The sequence below is a fragment of the Planctomonas deserti genome (assembly GCF_003067705.1).
GTDB lineage: Bacteria > Actinomycetota > Actinomycetes > Actinomycetales > Microbacteriaceae > Planctomonas > Planctomonas deserti.
In genome coordinates this window covers 784,851-802,142 of sequence record NZ_QANL01000002.1, presented here as the reverse complement: position 1 = coordinate 802,142, position 17,292 = coordinate 784,851, and the positions used below count along the sequence as shown (strand labels likewise).

At 71.0% G+C, this 17,292-nt stretch carries 19 protein-coding genes; 6 read left to right on the top strand and 13 right to left on the bottom strand.

Annotation, left to right across the window (positions count from 1 at the left end; genetic code table 11):
- Nucleotides 1–9 precede the first annotated feature (9 nt).
- From DAI20_RS09860 to murI, 7 genes are all read right to left on the bottom strand, one after another.
- Complete coding sequence (locus tag DAI20_RS09860; RefSeq protein ID WP_240606004.1) at nt 10–693, bottom strand: metal-dependent transcriptional regulator; 684 nt, start codon at nt 691–693, stop codon at nt 10–12.
- Nucleotides 690–1,562, bottom strand: a complete 873-nt coding sequence (locus DAI20_RS09855) for a metal ABC transporter permease (RefSeq protein WP_108250370.1) — start codon at nt 1,560–1,562, stop codon at nt 690–692. Before DAI20_RS09855 ends, DAI20_RS09860 begins: the two co-directional genes overlap by 4 nt.
- Nucleotides 1,559–2,293 carry a metal ABC transporter ATP-binding protein gene (locus tag DAI20_RS09850; RefSeq protein ID WP_108250369.1) on the bottom strand — a complete coding sequence of 245 codons (735 nt, stop codon included), beginning with the start codon at nt 2,291–2,293 and terminating at the stop codon, nt 1,559–1,561. Before DAI20_RS09850 ends, DAI20_RS09855 begins: the two co-directional genes overlap by 4 nt.
- The gene (locus DAI20_RS09845) at nt 2,286–3,224 is read right to left on the bottom strand and encodes a metal ABC transporter substrate-binding protein (RefSeq protein WP_205781405.1); all 939 of its coding nucleotides are present in this window, start codon (nt 3,222–3,224) and stop codon (nt 2,286–2,288) included. Before DAI20_RS09845 ends, DAI20_RS09850 begins: the two co-directional genes overlap by 8 nt.
- Before the next feature lie 9 nt (nt 3,225–3,233).
- Nucleotides 3,234–3,833: a non-canonical purine NTP pyrophosphatase gene (locus DAI20_RS09840; protein ID WP_108250368.1), complete on the bottom strand. Its 600-nt coding sequence runs from the start codon at nt 3,831–3,833 to the stop codon at nt 3,234–3,236.
- The gene (gene rph / locus DAI20_RS09835; protein WP_108250367.1) at nt 3,830–4,570 is read right to left on the bottom strand and encodes a ribonuclease PH; all 741 of its coding nucleotides are present in this window, start codon (nt 4,568–4,570) and stop codon (nt 3,830–3,832) included. The genes DAI20_RS09840 and rph overlap by 4 nt, the downstream gene beginning before the upstream one ends.
- Before the next feature lie 109 nt (nt 4,571–4,679).
- Nucleotides 4,680–5,504 carry a glutamate racemase gene (murI, locus tag DAI20_RS09830; protein WP_108250366.1) on the bottom strand — a complete coding sequence of 275 codons (825 nt, stop codon included), beginning with the start codon at nt 5,502–5,504 and terminating at the stop codon, nt 4,680–4,682.
- Between the two features lie 137 nt (nt 5,505–5,641).
- On the opposite strand from murI, the gene DAI20_RS09825 reads away from it, so the two are divergent.
- Nucleotides 5,642–6,901 (top strand): nicotinate phosphoribosyltransferase, encoded by a 1,260-nt coding sequence (locus DAI20_RS09825; protein ID WP_438501984.1) that lies wholly within the window; start codon nt 5,642–5,644, stop codon nt 6,899–6,901.
- A 47-nt stretch (nt 6,902–6,948) separates the two neighbouring features.
- On the opposite strand, the gene DAI20_RS09820 is transcribed toward DAI20_RS09825, so the two are convergent.
- The 3 genes from DAI20_RS09820 to DAI20_RS09810 form a co-directional block, all read right to left on the bottom strand.
- Nucleotides 6,949–7,218, bottom strand: coding sequence for a DUF3039 domain-containing protein (locus DAI20_RS09820; RefSeq protein WP_108250364.1), 270 nt, complete (start codon nt 7,216–7,218; stop codon nt 6,949–6,951).
- 63 nt (nt 7,219–7,281) lie between these two features.
- The gene (locus DAI20_RS09815; protein ID WP_108250363.1) at nt 7,282–8,853 is read right to left on the bottom strand and encodes an ABC transporter permease; all 1,572 of its coding nucleotides are present in this window, start codon (nt 8,851–8,853) and stop codon (nt 7,282–7,284) included.
- Nucleotides 8,829–9,581, bottom strand: coding sequence for an ABC transporter ATP-binding protein (locus DAI20_RS09810; RefSeq protein WP_240606028.1), 753 nt, complete (start codon nt 9,579–9,581; stop codon nt 8,829–8,831). Before DAI20_RS09810 ends, DAI20_RS09815 begins: the two co-directional genes overlap by 25 nt.
- Nucleotides 9,582–10,311: 730 nt before the next feature.
- Here DAI20_RS09810 and DAI20_RS09805 point away from each other — a divergent pair.
- From DAI20_RS09805 to DAI20_RS09790, 4 genes are all read left to right on the top strand, one after another.
- Nucleotides 10,312–11,001: a phosphocholine cytidylyltransferase family protein gene (locus DAI20_RS09805; RefSeq protein WP_306766471.1), complete on the top strand. Its 690-nt coding sequence runs from the start codon at nt 10,312–10,314 to the stop codon at nt 10,999–11,001.
- Nucleotides 11,002–11,041: 40 nt separating this feature from the next.
- A complete protein-coding gene (locus DAI20_RS09800) occupies nt 11,042–11,836 on the top strand; it encodes an ABC transporter permease (RefSeq protein WP_108250361.1) in 795 nt (264 codons plus the stop codon).
- Between the two features lie 2 nt (nt 11,837–11,838).
- Nucleotides 11,839–12,609: an ABC transporter ATP-binding protein gene (locus tag DAI20_RS09795; protein ID WP_240606003.1), complete on the top strand. Its 771-nt coding sequence runs from the start codon at nt 11,839–11,841 to the stop codon at nt 12,607–12,609.
- 74 nt (nt 12,610–12,683) lie between these two features.
- Nucleotides 12,684–13,013 (top strand): hypothetical protein, encoded by a 330-nt coding sequence (locus DAI20_RS09790; RefSeq protein WP_108250636.1) that lies wholly within the window; start codon nt 12,684–12,686, stop codon nt 13,011–13,013.
- A 78-nt stretch (nt 13,014–13,091) separates the two neighbouring features.
- Here DAI20_RS09790 and DAI20_RS09785 read toward each other — a convergent pair whose 3' ends face one another.
- Nucleotides 13,092–13,406, bottom strand: a complete 315-nt coding sequence (locus tag DAI20_RS09785; RefSeq protein ID WP_108250360.1) for a helix-turn-helix domain-containing protein — start codon at nt 13,404–13,406, stop codon at nt 13,092–13,094.
- Between the two features lie 125 nt (nt 13,407–13,531).
- On the opposite strand from DAI20_RS09785, the gene DAI20_RS09780 reads away from it, so the two are divergent.
- Entirely contained in the window at nt 13,532–14,362 is an 831-nt protein-coding gene (locus tag DAI20_RS09780; protein WP_108250359.1) for a hypothetical protein, read from the top strand.
- A 15-nt stretch (nt 14,363–14,377) separates the two neighbouring features.
- Here DAI20_RS09780 and DAI20_RS09775 read toward each other — a convergent pair whose 3' ends face one another.
- Entirely contained in the window at nt 14,378–15,826 is a 1,449-nt protein-coding gene (locus DAI20_RS09775; protein WP_108250358.1) for a lipase maturation factor family protein, read from the bottom strand.
- Nucleotides 15,827–15,986: 160 nt separating this feature from the next.
- Complete coding sequence (locus DAI20_RS09770) at nt 15,987–17,276, bottom strand: CDP-glycerol glycerophosphotransferase family protein (RefSeq protein WP_108250357.1); 1,290 nt, start codon at nt 17,274–17,276, stop codon at nt 15,987–15,989.
- Between the last annotated feature and the right edge of the window lie 16 nt (nt 17,277–17,292).

Genomic DNA, 17,292 nt, shown 5'->3' with positions numbered 1-17,292 from the left:
CTGCGCGGGTCAGGCCGACAGCCACACGGAGCGGGCGGCCTGCGCGCCCAGCTCCAGCCGCGGCCCGTCCTGCACCTGCACGCACACCGCGTCGCTGAAGGGTGTCGGCGGGAGCACGGTGAGTCCCGTGCCGACGTCGAGGGACACGGACGCGAGGTAGCGCAGCAGGCCGGAGTCCCGATCGCTGATGCGCACGACCGCGCCGGCGTGCCCGACGGCAGCCTCGTGCAGCAGCAACGCCTCCGGCCGGCTCACCCGGCCGTCGGCGGTCGGGATCGGGTCGCCGTGCGGGTCGCACTCGGGGTGTCCGAGCTGCTCGGCTATGGACTCGAGCAGGCGGTCGGACAGCGAGTGCTCGAGCACCTCCGCCTCGTCGTGCACCTCGTCCCAGCCGTAGCCGAAGGAGCGCACCAGCCAGGTCTCGATGAGCCGGTGCCGGCGCAGCATCCGCAGCGCGAGGGCCCGGCCCTCGTCGGTCAGGGTGACCGCGCCGTACGGCCGGTGGGTGACGAGCCCGACGCGGGCGAGCTTCTTCACCATCTCGGTCACGGACGACGCCGCGAGACCCAGGCGGGCGGCGAGAACGGACGGCGTGATGGGCTCGGGCTGCCACTCCGTGTGCGCATAGATCGCCTTCACGTAGTCCTCGAACGCCACGGGCACCGCGCCCGGTCCCGGCGGCACGCCGGTCACGAGGCCGCCTCGAGCCGCCGCGCCCGGGCGACCCGCACCCGCGCGGTCACGACGCCGCCGCGGAGGCCGAACAGGTACGCGAGCGTGAACGCCGCCGACTGCGCGAGCACGACGGCGCCGCCGGTGGACACGTCGAGGTAGAAGCTGGCGTACGCGCCGCCGAGGGAGGCGACGGCCGTCACGAGCACGGCGAGCGCGATCATCCGGTCGAAGCGCTTGGTCAGCAGGTACGCGGTCGCGCCCGGCGTGATCAGCATCGCGACCACGAGGATGATGCCGACCGCCTGCAGCGCGACGACCACGGTGAGGGCCAGGAGTCCGAGCAGCAGCACGGACAGCCAGCGGGTGTTGATGCCGATGGCGTTCGCGTGGCTGCGGTCGAAGGCGAACAGCGTGAGGTCGCGCCGCTTGAGCAGCAGGACGGCGCTCGCGACCGCACCGATCACCACCACCTGCGCGATCTCCGCGTCGCTCACACCGAGCACGTTGCCGAACAGGATGTGCGACAGGTCCGTCTGACTCGGGGTGATCGAGATGAGCACGAGCCCCATGGCGAACAGCGCCGTGAAGACGACCCCGATGGCCGCGTCTGACTTGATCTTCGTCGTGGCCCGCACGCCGCCGATCAGCGCGACCGCGCCGGCGCCGAAGACGAAGGCGCCCACCGCGAACGGCAGGCCGAGGATGTAGCTCAGCGCCACGCCCGGCAGCACCGCGTGCGACACGGCGTCGCCCATGAGCGACCAGCCGATCTGCACCAGCCAGCAGGACAGGATCGCGCAGGTGACCGCGGCCACCAGCGTCACCACGAGCGCCCGGGCCATGAACGCGTACTGCAGCGGCTCGAGCAGCCACTCGATCGGGGTCATCCCGTCACCGCCACTCCGCCGCCGAACGCGAGGGCCAGCGTCTCGGGCGCGAGCGCGTCGGCCGGCGAGCCCTGGAACAGCACCCGGCGCTGCAGCAACACCACCTCGTCGCAGAGCTCCGGGACGCCCGCGAGGTCGTGCGTGGAGACGAGGATGGCCTTCCCCTCGTCCCGCAGGCCGTGGAGCAGCTCGATGATGGTCCGCTCCGACCCCTTGTCCACCCCGGCGAAGGGCTCGTCGAGCAGCAGGAGGCTCGCCTCCTGCGCCACCCCGCGGGCGACGAACACCCGCTTTCGCTGCCCGCCGGACAGCTCGCCGATCTGCCGGGAGGCGAGGTCGAGGAGGCCGACGCGCTGCAGAGCGCGCTCGGTGGCCTCGCGGTCCTCCGCGCGCGGCCGCCGCGTCGGCCCCATGCGCCCGTAGCGGCCCATCATCACGACGTCCCACACCGACAGGGGGAAGTCCCAGTCGACCGCCTCCGACTGCGGCACGTACGAGACGAGATTCCGCTTCCGGGCGGCGGCGGGCTCGCCCCCGAAGAGCCGGATGCGCCCCGACTCGATCGGCACCGTGCCCATGACGGCGCCGAAGAGGCTGGACTTGCCGGAGCCGTTGACGCCGAGCAGCCCGACGATGCGGCCTGCCGGCAGTTCGAGTGACACGTCGGTGAGGGCCTGCACCGCGCCGTAGCGCACCGAAACCCCCTGCAGCGAGACGATCGCGTCAGTCATGGGCGAGACCCTTCGTGATCACGTCGACGTCGTGCTCGAGCAGATCGAGGTAGGACGGCACCGGGCCGTCGGGGCGGGACAGGGAGTCGACGTAGAGCGGCCCGGCGAACGCGGCTCCCGTCGTCCGCGCCACCTGCCGCTGGACGGCGTCGTTGACCGTCGACTCGCAGAAGACGGTGGGCACGTCCCGGTCCGCCACGAGCCGCGTGGTGGCGGCGATCTGCTGCGGCGTGCCCTCGTTGTCGCTGTTCACGGCCCAGAGGAACCCCTCGTCGAGTCCGGCGTCACGGGCGAGGTAGCTGAAGGCGCCCTCGCAGGTGACGAGCACCCGGGCGTCGACGGGCAGGGTCGAGACGGCGGCCTCGAGCCGGTCGGCCACCCCCTGGAGCTCCTCGCGATACGCCGCCGCGTTGGCCTGGAACACGTCGGCTCGCTCGGGCAGCAGGCCGCTCAGCGCGTCCGCGACGTTGCCCACGTACTGCTGACCGACGACCGGCGACATCCAGGCGTGCGGGTTGGGCTCCCCCGCGTAGTGGCCCGTGGCGATCGGAAGGGTGTCCACGCCGTCGCTGAGCACGGCATGCGGGACGTCGACGGTGGTGAGGAACTGCTGGAACCAGCCCTCCAGGCCGAGGCCGTTGTCCAGGATGAGGTCGGCGCCGGATGCGCGGACGAGGTCGGAGGGCGTGGGCTCGTAGCCGTGGATCTCCGCCCCGGTCTTCAGCAGGGACTCGACGCGCACCTCGTCGCCCCCCACCTGGCGCGCGATGTCGGCGAGCACGGTGAACGTCGTCAGCACCAGCGGGCGCTCGTCCGCCCGGTCCGCCTCGGCCGCGGGCGCGGCGCAGCCGGCCAGGGTCAGCGCTGTCGCAAGCCCGATCGCGCCCGCGCGGAACGAGTTTCGGTGGACGGCCAGCCCGGATTTCGGCACACCGAAACTCTACGCCCGGGGCAGCTTCTCTGCGAGTACCGCGACGATGCGCTCGAAGGCCATGGCGCGGTGGCTGACCCGGTCCTTCTCGACGGGCGGCAGCTCGGCGGCGGACACGTCATAGCCGTCGGGCTGGAAGATCGGGTCGTAGCCGAACCCGGCGGCGCCGCGGGGCTCCTGCAGGATGCGGCCGCTCCACACCGCGGTCTCGACGTGCTCCTCACCCGTGGCCGGGAGCACGAGCGCGGCGGCACAGGTGAAGCCGCCGGCCCGGTGCTCGGCGGGGACGTCCGTGAGCTGCCACAGGAGCAGGCGCAGGTTCTCCCCCGCGTCCTTGCGCGGTCCGCTCCAGCGGGCGGAGAAGATGCCGGGCGCGCCGCCCATCACGTCCGCGCCGATGCCGGAGTCGTCGGCGAGCGCCGGCAGGCCGGTGTGGCGGGCCGCCGCGCGGGCCTTGATCAGGGCGTTCTCGGCGAAGCTCGTGCCCGTCTCGGCGGGGTCGGGCCCGTCGTAGCCGACCAGCTCGAAGCCCTCGAGCCGCGGCCCGAGGATGCGGCGCAGCTCCTCGACCTTGTGGGCATTGTGGGTCGCGAGCACGACCTTCGTCATCGGGAGTCCGCGAGCGCAGCGAGCTGGAGCTCGGTCAGCCGGCCGACCCCCGTCACGGCGAGGTCGAGGAGGGAGTCGAGCTCGCGCCGGTCGAACGGCGCGCCCTCGGCGGTGCCCTGCACCTCGACGAACAGCCCGCGCCCGGTCACGACCACGTTCATGTCGGTCTCCGCCCGCACGTCCTCGACGTATGCCAGGTCGAGCATGGGGGTGCCGTCGATGATGCCGACAGACACGGCGGCGACGCTGTCGATCAGCGGGGTCGCCCGCTGCGGGATGTGCTTCTTGGTCCTGGCCCACTCGATGGCGTCGGCCAGGGCGACGTAGGCCCCCGTGATCGCCGCCGTGCGGGTTCCGCCGTCCGCCTGGAGCACGTCGCAGTCCAGCACGATCGTGTTCTCGCCGAGCGCCTTCGTGTCGATGACGGCGCGCAGGCTGCGGCCGATGAGGCGGGAGATCTCGTGAGTGCGGCCGCCGATGCGGCCCTTGACCGACTCGCGGTCCATCCGGTCGTTCGTGGAGCGCGGGAGCATCGCGTACTCCGCGGTGACCCAGCCCTTGCCCTTGCCGGAGAGCCAGCGCGGCACGCCGGGGGTGAAGGATGCGGTGCAGAGCACGCGCGTGTTGCCGAAGGAGATGAGCGCGGACCCCTCGGCCTGCGCGCTCCAGCGGCGCTCGATGGTGACCGGGCGCAGCTGGTCCGCCGTCCGTCCGTCCTTGCGTGTGTTCCCGGTCATCGTCGATCCCGTTCTGTTCGTGGTGGGGCTGTGGTGCGGTGCGTGGTGCGTTGTGCCAGTGCGGTCTTGGGGGTGCGCTGCGGTGCGGCCGGACGACCGGCGGCGACCGCTAGCGCTGCGCCGGAAGCGGGATCGCGCCCGTCTGTACGAGCTCGACGGAGGACACCCGGGGCCCGAGGAAGCGCTCGGCGAGCGCGAGGAACTCCTCGGCGCTGCGGCCCGTCGCCTCGTAGCGCACCGTGGCCGGCTCGGGCGACGTGCGGAGCGTGCCGTGCGACACGAGCTCCCGGTACACGTCGTTCGCGGTCTCGGTGTCGCTCGACACCAGGGTGACCTCCGGGCCCATGACGAGCGAGATCGGGCCCTTGAGGAACGGGTAGTGCGTGCAGCCGAGCACCAGGGTGTCGACGCCGGCGTCGCGCAGCGGGGCGAGGTACTCCTCGGCGACCTCGAGCAGCTCGGGCGAGTGGGTCTCCCCGCGCTCGACGAACTCCACGAACCGGGGGCAGGCCTGGCTGAAGAGCTGGAGGTGCGGCGCAGCCGCGAAGGCGTCGTCGTACGCGCGGGACGTCGTGGTCGCCTGGGTCGCGATGACGCCGACCCGGAGGTTCCGCGTCGCGGAGACCGCACGGCGCACGGCGGGCTGGATGACCTCGATCACCGGCACGTCGTAGCGCTCGCGGGCGTCCCGCAGCATGGCAGCCGACGCGGTGTTGCAGGCGATGACGAGCATCTTCACGCCCTGCTCGACGAGCGTGTCGAGCACCTCGAGCGCGTACTCGCGCACCTCGGCGATGGCCTTCGTGCCGTACGGCGAGTGGGCGGTGTCACCGATGTAGATGATCGACTCGCGCGGCAGCTGGGTCATGATGGCCCGCGCCACCGTGAGTCCGCCGACCCCGGAGTCGAAGATCCCGATCGGCGCGTCACTCACGGGAGATCAGTGTAGTCGCCGCCCGCGACACGGCTCCTCCTCCCTTCCCGTGCTCTCCGCAGCGGCCCCGCCCTCCCCCCTAGGCTTGGCGCGTGGCCAGCTCATCAGCGCTTCTCACCGACCGGTACGAGTACACGATGCTTGACGCGGCGATCCGCGCGGGAACGCATTCGCGCGAGTGCGTCTTCGAGGTGTTCGCCCGCCGGCTGCCGAACGGGCGGCGCTACGGGGTCGTCGCGGGCACCGGGCGCCTGCTCGAGCTGATCCGCGACTTCCGCTTCGGCGACGCCGAGCTGGAGTGGATGCGCGACAACGCGGTCATCGGCGCGGAGGCCCTCGACTGGCTCGCGAACTACCGTTTCCAGGGCGACATCTGGGGCTACCGGGAGGGCGAGCTGTACTTCCCCGGCTCCCCCATCCTCGTGATCGACGCCCCCTTCGCCGACGGCGTGATCCTCGAGACGCTCACCCTCAGCGTGCTCAACTACGACTCCGCGGTGGCGAGCGCCGCCGCCCGCATGGTGTCCGTCAGCAGCGGCCGGCCGCTTGCCGAGATGGGCTCCCGCCGGGCCAACGAGCGTGCCGCCGTCGCTGCCGCGCGCGCGGCGTACATCGCCGGCTTCCGAGCGACCTCCAACCTCGAGGCCGGCCGCAGCTGGGGCGTGCCGACCATGGGCACCGCGGCGCACGCCTTCACGCTTCTGCACGACAGCGAGGAGGACGCGTTCCGCGCCCAGGTCGACGCGGCCGGGCCGGGGACGACGCTGCTGATCGACACCTACGACGTCGAGCAGGGCGTGGCGACGGCTGTGAAGGTCGCGGGCACCGAGCTCGGCGCCGTCCGCATCGACTCCGGCGACCTGCCGACGCTCGTGGCCGAGGTGCGGGCCCAGCTCGACTCCCTCGGGGCGACGCGCACCCGGATCACGGTCACGAACGACCTCGACGAGTACGGCATCGCCGCCCTCGCCGCCTCCCCCGTCGATGCCTACGGCGTGGGCACCAGCGTTGTCACCGGCTCGGGTGCACCCGCCGCGGGCATGGTGTTCAAGCTGGTCGCCCACCGGAACGGCGCCGGCGACTGGGTGTCGGTCGCGAAGAAGTCGGCGCAGAAGCAGTCCGTAGGCGGCCGGAAGTACCCCGTGCGGCGCCTCGACGCGCACGGCAAGGCGCTGCTCGAGCGCATCTACATCGGTGAGGACCCGGACGACTCCGCGACGGAGCGCGAGCTGCTGGTGCCGTTGGTCACGGGCGGCGAGATCGACGGGTCGTTCCTCGGGCCGGACGGCACGCGCCGGGCGCGGGAGCACCACGCGTCCGCGATCGGCGAGCTGACCCCCGAGGCGTTCCGCCTGCGCGCGGGCGACCCGGCGATCCCCACCACCTACGAGGGCTAGCGCGGCCGTGGACCGGCGGAACCGAGGGCCAGATCGACCGAGGGGCGCTAGTCCTTCAGCCGGTCGTAGATCTTCTTGCAGTCCGGGCAGACGGGGAACTTCTGCGGGTCGCGACCCGGCAGCCACTTCTTGCCGCACAGCGCGACCACGGGCTTGCCCGTGAGAGCGGACTCGAGGATCTTCTCCTTCTTCACGTAGTGCGAGAAGCGCTCGTGATCGCCCGGCTCGATGTGCTCCTGCTCGAGGAGCTCCTCGAGCTCGCGGTCGAGGATGTCGGTGCCGCCCCCTTCACGGGGCGCCTCAGGGACCATGCTCATCGAAAACATCTCCTCAGTGTACGACCGGACATTCTACGACCCCTGAGGAGGGCCGGCCACGGGTCAGTTGCGGGTGGCGAAGGCGAGGAGCTCGGGCCCCCGGCGCTCGAAGATGCGGCCACCCCAGGCGACGCCCACCACGACGGAGAGCACGGCGATCGCGACGCCGGACGCGAGGGACCACAGTCCCCAGTCCCCGCCGTAGACGAGCTCCATGCCCGCGAACACGATGGCGGGCGACGCGATGAGGAGCGACACGAGGAACGACACCGACTGCAGCAGGGCCGCGACGGCGCCGCTCGACTGCGGCTGCTTGAAGGGGCTGTCCCCCGGCTGCACGGCCGGGTAGGGGAACCGGGCCGACATGACGCTCGACAGGCCGATCCCGGCGAACAGGATCGCGGACGAGACGCCGATGAGCGAGGGCAGGACGTCGTCGTCGCCGTGGAAGTTCGCACTGACCATCGCGCCGACCAGCACGAGCGGGATCCCGACGAGCGCGACGGGCACGATGCGGCCGACGCGGTCCGCGGTGCCGCGCGTGCCGGACGCCACGTGCAGCCAGAGCGCGGTGCTGTCGTAGGCGACGTCGTTGTGGATCGACCAGCCGAGGAACAGGCACATGAACGGCAGCGGCATCAGCCACAGCGCCTCGGCCGGCGCGCCGGCGATGCTCAGCGGGATGAACAGGAGGACCGGCAGGATCGGGATCATCACGAGCGTCGCGCGGTAGCGGGGATCGCGGAGCCAGTAGGTGAGGCTGCGGGCCGCGATGGCGCCGGTGGGCGTTGCGGCGAAGCGGTCGAACAGGCCGAGGCCGCCGTACACCTTCACGTGCGACTCGCGCTCCGGCGTTACGAGCATCCGCGCCACCAGCGCGCGCCAGCCGAGCACGAGCACGCCCACGAAGGCGGCGGCGAGCAGGAGCTTGAGGAAGGCGGCGCCGTAGTCGCCCGCGGCCGCGTCGGCGGGGGCGGACCAGGCGGCGCCGAGCGGCGTCCAGCCGAGCGTCGTGGCGAGCGTCGAGAACGCGACGCGGGTGTCGCGCCCCCAGTCCACGTTCGCGAGCAACGACACGGCCGGCGAGATGAGCACGAGGGCGACGAGGGCGACGATCCCGGTCGTGTCCCGCGCGCGCCGGGTGGCGAGGGTGAGCGCGGCGACCGACGTTGTCACGCGCGCGCCTAGCACGCAGGTGAGCGTGACGAGCAGAGCGCCGACGACCGCGAGGGCGGCCGGGCCGACTCCCCGCGACCACGTCGCGACGGTCGACATGGCGACGGAGGCGATGACGAGGGACGGGACGCCGACGAAGGCGGCGACGGCCAGGCCGAGCGCGAGCGTGTCGGTGGACATGCCGAACAGCGAGAACCGGCGCGGGTCGAGGGTGTCCTCGACCCCGACCACGAGGGGCACGACGAGGAACCCGAGCACCGCGAGGGAACCGCCGATGACGACGACGTTGCGCGCGGTCTCGACGTCGGCGAGGCGGAGCGCGATCAGCCCGAGAACGGCGACGACGCAGACGCCGATGCCGTAGAGCAGGCCGACGATGAGCGCGACGAGCTGCCAGGGGCTGCGCTTGAACGTGTTGGCGAGGATCCGGAGCTTCAGTCCGAGAAAGTGTGCAACCACTCCATGCCCTCCGCCGCCTTGCGGCCGCCCGCCAGCTGCACGAACCGGTCCTCGAGGGTGCCCCCGCCGCGCACCTCCCGCATGGTCCCCGCAGCGAGCACCCGTCCGGTCACGATGATAGCGACGTGGTCGCAGACCCGCTGGACGAAGTCCATGCCGTGGCTCGAGAGCACGACCGTGCCGCCGCTCGCGACGTAACGCTGCAGGATGTCTATGAGGTTCGCCGCGGAGACCGGATCCACCGACTCGAACGGCTCGTCGAGCACGAGCAGGCGCGGCGAGTGGATCATGGCGGCGGCCAGGGCGATCTTCTTGGTCATGCCCGCGGAGTAGTCGGCCACGAGCCGGTTCACCGCGTCCTCGAGGCCGAAGGCGGCGATGAGGTCGGCCGACCGCTGCCGCACGGTCGCGGCGTCGAGACCGCGGAGGATGCCCGAGTAGTAGAGGAGCTGCGCCCCCGTGAGCCGGTCGAAGAGGCGCAGCCGGTCGGGCAGCACGCCGATGCTGCGCTTCGCCCGCACGGGGTCGGCCCAGACGTCGACGCCGTGGACGGTGATGCGCCCGCCGTCCGGCCGAAGCAGGCCGGTCACCATCGAGAGCGTGGTGGTCTTGCCCGCGCCGTTCGGGCCGACGATGCCGTAGAAGGATCCCGTGGGCACGTCGAGGTCGATGTCGTCGACGGCGACGGTCGAGCCGAATCGCTTCCGAAGGCCGTCGATCGACAGCACGACGCCCTCGGCGCCCGGCGCATCGGCGGGACGCCGGGACGTTCCGGTCGGCTCGGGCGGCGGGTACGTTCCGGGCGTAGTCGGCGTCGGGTGGGCCACCTGGGGTGCGCGCGCCTCGTCCAGCCGGGACCGCGCGTAGCCGAAGCGGTCTTCGGCGGTCGTCCTCGACCGCTCTGTTGCGGGTGCGTCCTCGATCACGGGCACATCCTGGAACACGCCGGCCCGGGGCACAACGGGCGCGCCCCCGCTTCGCGGCGCGTCGTGAGCGACTGGGGCGTCGGGAGCGACCGGGCCGCCTGCGGTCGTGGCGTCCCCCGCGAGCCAATCGGCCGCGTCGCGGGCTCTCCGCGCTCGGTCCGCGCCGCCGCTGAGGGCACTGATGTCGTTGAGGGCACTGAGGGGCACGCCGTGCCCTGCGTCCCGCGCGGCGTCTCTGCCCGCGGACCTGGTTCCGTCGCTCACCGCCCCACGCTACCAAGCGCCCCTGTTCTCACGGCCTGGGCGTTCGGTCCGGATGCCCGGAAGAATCGAACCAGCAGAAATATCACGAAAGGAAAACGACTTCAAGGTCAATCCTGGAGGTCGAAGGTCGCTCAGGTTAGAGTCTTGGGAGGCATGACGGCGTGTCCCGTGAACTACTCGTGGGTGAACTATGGGCGAATTCCGGCTTCCAGCACGCTGGTACCGGGTCCTTCGATTCCCCGCATCGGTCGGAACTAAGGAGATCAACGTGACCCAGGTCGTAATTCTGGCAGCCGGGATGGGAAGCCGTCTCGGCCGGAGCCTCCCGAAGCCCCTCACCGAACTCAGCGACGGTCGCACCATCATGGGCCAGCAGTTCGACAACATCCGTCACACCTTCGGCAGCGCAGCCGGCGTGACGGTCGTCGTGGGATACAAGCTCGAGCACATCATCGAGGCGTTCCCGCAGGCGTCCTTCGTCTACAACGAGCAGTACGACCAGACGAACACCTCCAAGAGCCTGCTCCGCGCCCTCCAGGCGTCGGCGCCCGGCGGCGTGCTCTGGATGAACGGCGACGTGGTCTTCGACCCCGCCATCCTCGACCGCGCGTCGAAGCTCGTCGCCCGCGACCAGACCTTCGTCACCGTGAACACCAGCAAGGTGTCCGACGAGGAGGTCAAGTACACGACGACCGCCGAGGGCTACATCAAGGAGCTCTCGAAGACGGTCAAGGGCGGCCTCGGCGAGGCGGTCGGTATCAACTACATCTCCAGCCGCGACAAGGCGACGCTCGTGCGCCAGCTGGCCCGCGTCGGGGACCAGGACTACTTCGAACGTGGCATAGAGTTGGCGATTGAGCAGGACAACCTGCTCGTCGAGCCGGTAGACATCTCCGACCTCTACGCCGTCGAGGTTGACTTCGCTGAGGACCTCGAGCGGGCCAACCTCTTCGTGTAGCCCACGGGTCGGGGTGCTGACGAAATGGAACCCCTGACACGTGGTTGGATCCGCGGGCGCTGTACAGCGCTCGAACGCCTCCCGGTATCGCCACGCCCTCTGGCTCCTCACGACGCGTGACCTGAAAGTCCGCTACTCCACCTCCGCCCTCGGCTATCTCTGGTCAATCCTCGATCCCCTCGTCATGTCGGGGATCTACTGGTTCGTCTTCACCCAGGTCTTCAGCCGCGACGTCGGCACCGAGCCGTACATCGTGTTCCTGCTCTGCGGCCTGCTGCCGTGGATGTGGTTCACCGGTGCCGCGTCCGACTCGACCCGCGCGTTCCTGGCCGAGGCCAAGCTCATCCGCTCCACGAAGATCCCCCGGACCATCTGGGTGTTCCGCCTGATCGCGTCCAAGGGCTTCGAGTTCGTGGCGAGCATTCCCGTGCTTGCGGCGTTCGCGCTCGTCACCGGAGCGACGCTTACCCCCTGGGTGCTGCTGTGGCCGCTCGCCTTCGTGATCCAGGCGATCCTGCTCATGGGCGTCGGCCTGATCGTCGCCCCGCTCGTGGTGTTCTTCCGCGACCTCGAGCGCGCGGTGAAGCTCGTGCTGCGCTTCCTCTTCTACGCGTCGCCCATCGTCTACGCCTCCGCCGACCTGCCCGAGGGGTTCCACTTCTGGGCGGCGTTCAACCCGCTGAGCGGCATCTTCGGCCTGTACCGCGCCGCGTTCTTCCCCGAGCAGCTCGACTCGTTCTACGTCGGCGTCAGCGCGGCCATGTCGCTCGTGCTGCTCGGGATTGGGCTCGTCATCTTCCGCCGCAGCATCCGCGCCGTGCTGAAGGAGATCTAGCCGTGTCCGCCACCGCATCCACCATCGCCGGAAGCCCCGTCATCTCCGTGCGCGACGCCGGGATCCGGTTCCGGCGGAACCGGCGCGGGCGCCGCAACTTCAAGGACCTGTTCGCCGGCAGCTCACGCCGTTCGCGCCCGGGCGAGTTCTGGCCGCTGCGCAACGTCACCTTCGACGTGCGACCGGGTGAGGCCATCGGCGTCGTCGGCCGCAACGGCCAGGGCAAGTCGACGCTGCTCAAGCTCGTCGCCGAGGTGATCCTGCCCGACGAGGGCACGGTGCGGGTCGGCGCGGGCGTGGCGCCGCTCATCGAGATCACCGGCGGCTTCGTGAACGACCTGACGGTGCGCGACAACGTCTACCTCACGGCCGGACTGCACGGCATGACGCGGGCCGACATCGACGCCCGGTTCGACGAGATCATCGAGTTCGCCGAGATCGCCGACTTCGTGGACACGCCGTACAAGCACCTGTCGAGCGGCATGAAGGTGCGCATCGCCTTCTCGGTCATCTCCCGGCTCGAGGAGCCGGTGATGCTCGTGGACGAGGTGCTCGCGGTGGGCGACCGCGCGTTCCGGGAGAAGTGCTACCGGCGCATCGAGGAGCTCCTGGCCGGCGGCCGGACCCTCTTCTTCGTGTCGCACAACGAGAAGGACCTGCGGCGGTTCTGCACGCGCGGGCTCTACCTCGACAAGGGCGCGCTCGTGCTCGACGGGCCCATTGCCGACGTGCTCGCGGCGTACAACGCGGACTATCCGCCGAAGCAGAAGTAGCGGCCCTCCACAGGGGGCGGCTATCCACCGTTCGCGCCGGGCGGGTGTCCGACCCGAGTCGTATGGTGCCCGGCATGATCCGCCTCGTACCGCCACTGCCGTCCGGCGACGCGTCGCACGACGATGCACCGCCCGCCGCCTACGCCGTGCCCTGGGAGTTCGACCGCTCGCTGGGCCCGCCGCTGTTCACGCTGACGAACGTCGGCTCGGAGGTCCTGCACGCCATCTCGCTGCACCTGCTCGGCTCCGGCGCGATGCTCTGCCGGGCACCCATCACCATGCGCCCCGGCGACTCCGCGCGCATCATCCTCCGGCACGAGGACGACCTGGCGCTGAACACCGTCCTCGTGGTCCGCTGGTTCCGGCCGGACGGGGGCGAGTACCTGTGGCGCGTCAGCTTCTGACGCCTCGCGGGGGCGGGAGCCGCGACCGCTCGATCAGGAGCGGCACAGTCAGGAGCGGCCGAGTCAGGAGGAACCGGGTCAGGAGCGGCGCTCGCGGCGCTCCCGCTCGCGCTCCCGCACGTAGTCCGCCGCCGTGTACACGGCGCGGCGCTCGGGGAGCTGGTCGCCCCGCAGCCCCCTTGTGAACCCGCCCGGGTCCACGCCGAGCACGGCGGCGATGCGCACGATCGTGTGCAGGCTCGGGTTCCCCATGCCGCGCTCGATCTTGCCGTAGTTCGAGACGTTCATGCCGGCGAGGTGCGCGGTCTCCTCCTGGCTCAGCGCGAGGGCCACGCGGGCGTCGCGCACCCGTCCCCCCAGCACGCGGGAGGCTTCGGACTGCGCTTCGGACACCCGTCATGCTTATCGGCCTCCGCGCAACGCGACCAGATGCCATACTAGTGAGGCATATATGCATTCTCGCCTGCCTCGCGCCGACTCCCCGGCAGGCCCCGGTCCGGCCCCGTACACTCGGGATCATGACCGATCCGCAGTCTCTCGACCCCCGGGTCGTGCAGGGCATCGACAAGGTCCTCGCGATCCAGCGTCCTGTCGTCCTCGCTCACATCCGCCGCATCCGTCGCCGTCATCCCGGCGCGACGCCGGCTCAGCTCGTCGCCATCCTCGAGCGCAACTACCTCGCCGCGGTCACGACCGGTGGCGCGGCGGTCGGCGCAAGCGCCGTCGTTCCGGGCATCGGCACCGGGGCCTCCCTCGCCCTCACCGGCGCGGAGACCGTCGGCTTCCTCGAGGTGAGCGCGCTGTACGCGCAGTCCATCACCGAGGTGCACGGCATCGCCGTCGAGGACCCCGAGCGTGCGCGCGCCCTCGTCATGACGATGCTCCTCGGCACGGCGGGCGCCGACCTCGTCCGCCAGCTGACCGGGCAGATGAAGGGGACAGCGCCGGACCACAACCGCTTCTGGGGTCAGGTCATCACCACCGGCATCCCGCAGTTCGCGATGGGTCCGATCACGGACCGCATCAAGCGCACGTTCGTGAAGCGCTTCGCGGCCCGGATCGGCGGCAACGCTCTCGGTCGCGCCATCCCGTTCGGGGTGGGCGCTGTGGTCGGCGGCACCGGCAACCACATGCTGGGGCGCAAGGTCATCGAGAGCTCGCGCGAGGCCTTCGGGCCGCCGCCCGTCGTCTTCCCGGCCATCCTCGACCCGAAGGCCGTCAAGCCCGAGAGCGACGAGGCCGTCGTGCGCCGTCGCGGACCGCTCTCGCTGCTGCCCGGCCGGAAGAAGCCGCAGGCCGCCCCGTCGCCCGACGACGCGCCCGCCGAGGACCTCCCCGCCGGCTCCTGACCGCCAGACCCGTGATCAGCGCCGGGTGTCCGGCTGCAGGGTCACCGGCGCGACGATGAGCCCCAGCGGCACACGCACCCACCACACGTGCTGCTCGCGCCGCTCCTGCGGCGTCGAGTACCGGTAGAGGAACATCTGCGCCCGGATCCAGCGCGGCGGGTCGTCCGGGAACGGATTGCCGCGCAGGAGCCGGAGGGTGGGCCGGTCCCCCTCGAGCAGCCGGAGCAGCAGCATCTGGAACCACCGCGTGTCCCGGGACCCGAGGGCGAGGAACCACATCAGCCAGTCCAGGCGGAGGTGGTACGGCGCGACCTGCGGGGGCATCCGAGCGGGATCGCCGGGCTTGCCCTTGAACTCGTACGGTCGCCAGTCCGCGTCGTCGTCCGGCACCTCGTCGTCCGTCCCCTCGATGACCACCTCGTTGCGCTCCTTCGTGATCGTGCCGAAGGCGCCGTAAGCGTTCACCAGGTGGTACCGGTTGAAGCTCGCGTTCATGAGCTGCCGGCGCGCGAACAGGTTCCGCAGCGGCCGGTAGCTGAGCACCGCGAGGAAGAGGAACGCGGCGGTGACGAGGACGACCCACCAGACCGGGTCCGCGTCGTACGTCCCCTCGAACCCGGCCCACGGGAACACGGCGCGCAGCACACCGTCGCTGATGCCGGAGAACGCGATGACGATCGTGATCCAGTTGAGCCAGGAGAAGTTGCCGGTGAGCACGAGGAACAGCTGACTGGCGATGATCAGCAGCGCGGCGACGGACGCCACGGGTTGCGGGGCGAAAAGAAGGAACGGCACGACGAGCTGCACGAAGTGGTTGCCGAGCACCTCGCAGCGGTGGAACCACGTCGGGGTGTGATGGGCGAACCAGCTGACCGGATTCGGCATCGGCTGCGTCTCGTGGTGGTAGTACATGGCCGTGAGGTCGCGCCACTCGCTACCGCCCCGGATCTTGATCATGCCCGCGCCGAACTCCAGCCGGAACAGCAGCCAGCGGAGGAAGAAGATGATGAGGATCGGCGGCGCGACGTCGTTCGAGCCGAGGAAGGCCACGACGAAGCCCGCCTCGACCAGCAGGCTCTCCCAGCCGAAGCCGTAGAAGGTCTGGCCGATGTTCACGATCGACAGGTACAGGGCCCAGAGCACGAGGAACGTGAGCATCGTCAACCAGGGCGGGCCCAGCTGGGGCAGGCCGACCACGAGGGCCGCGGCGATGACCGCCCCCGCCCAGGCCACGGCCAGCAGGAACCGGTCCGAGTACCGCCAGTGGAAGATGCTCGGGAAGTCCCGGTAGCGCGCCCGCCTCAGGAACGTCGGGGCGGGCAGCAACCCGCGCTCGCCCAGCAGCACGGGGAACTGGTTGACGGCGGAGACGAACGCGACGACGTACAGGGCGGCCGTGCCCCGCTGCACGACCTCCCGCGCGAACTCGTAGTCCTCGCCGCCGAACCAGCCGAGCCAGTCCATTCGCCCTCCCCGCCGTCTGTTTCACCCTTACCCCGGTATCGGGCCCGAGGAAAGAGCGGCGGGCGCGTAGGACGGTGAAGCAACGGGCGAGGGTGAAGCCGGTGAGGCACACAGCCGGAGCGGGCATGCAGGCGCGGGACGGCGCGGCCCTACGGGGGCCCTAGGCGTCGTCCTCGTCGTCCTCGTCGCGCGGGTCGGCGTTCCCGGGCTCGGTGGAGTCGTCGCGGGCGTGCAGGCTCGCGTGCTCCTCCCAGCGGTCCATGAGCAGCTGCACCGCGCCGTGGAAGCGTGCCGTCGCGGCGCCGGGCGTCGTGTCGCCGAAGTAGTGCTGCACCCAGGCGGCGAGCCGGCCGCCCGCGGCGACGTCGTCCGCGAGCGCGTCGAGCCGCTCGACGATCCCCGTGGCCTCGTCGGCGGTCAGCCACTCGCAGTCGGAGAGGTAGCCGCCGGTGTCGACCTGCGCCTCCGCCGCGGTCGGCCGCGTGACGAGCAGGGGTTTGCCTGTCGCGAGCCGGTCGTAGACCATCGCGGAGATGTCGACGATGGCGACGTCCGCCGCCGCAAGCTGCCAGCCGAGGTCCGCGCTGTCGTCGAAGACGTGCTGGGCGGCGGAGTCTGCGAGATTCGCCTGCTCGATCAGCCGGATGATGTCGTGGTTCGCCCGCCGGTACACCGGGTCGACGACGCCGCTGCGGGGGTGCGGCCGGTAGATGACCCGATGCCGCCCGGTCTGGAGCAGCCCGCGCACGAGTGCGACGCCGTGAGAGGCGATGGATCCGTACGCGGCGGCGGGGCGGTCGCCCTCCCAGGTCGGCGCGTAGAGGATCACCTGCCGGTCGTCCGGGGTGTAGGGCAGGACGCCGGAGTAGTGGTCCGCCTGCGGGCGGCCGATGGGGATGGCACGCCGGTCGAAGTCGTAGTCCCAGAGCACCTTGCCGAGCCGGGTGAGGGCCGCGTCGCCGGCGACGAAGCTGTAGTCGTACGCCTTGAACTGGTTCGTGGTCATGTACATCTTGTCGGACTCGCCGTGGTTGATGAACACGTGCCAGCGGCGCCCGTAGCGCATCATCTGGAAGTTGCGGGTGTTCTGGTTCACGTAGAACACGATCCGCAGCTCCTGCTCCGCGATCACCTGCTCGAGGTCGACGACACGCCGCACGTACGCCACGGGCAGCGGCGACTCGTCGAGCAGCTCGTTCGCGCCGCTGGGGCTGCGGGAGAGGATGACGACGGGCCAGGTCTTCGCGAGCTCGGTGAGCGGGCGGTACCACTGCCGGATCTGGTAGAGGTTCACCGCGGAGTCCGCGAAGTAGACGCCGATCGCAAAGCGATTACGCGGCAGCGGCTCCGCCGTGGCCAGCTTGCCCTGCAGCACACCCCTAGCCTGCCGCTGGCGCAGCAGACTGAGGATCGCTCGCACCCCCAGGCGCGCGTCTCTCACCAGTCCCATGGATTCGAGGGTACCG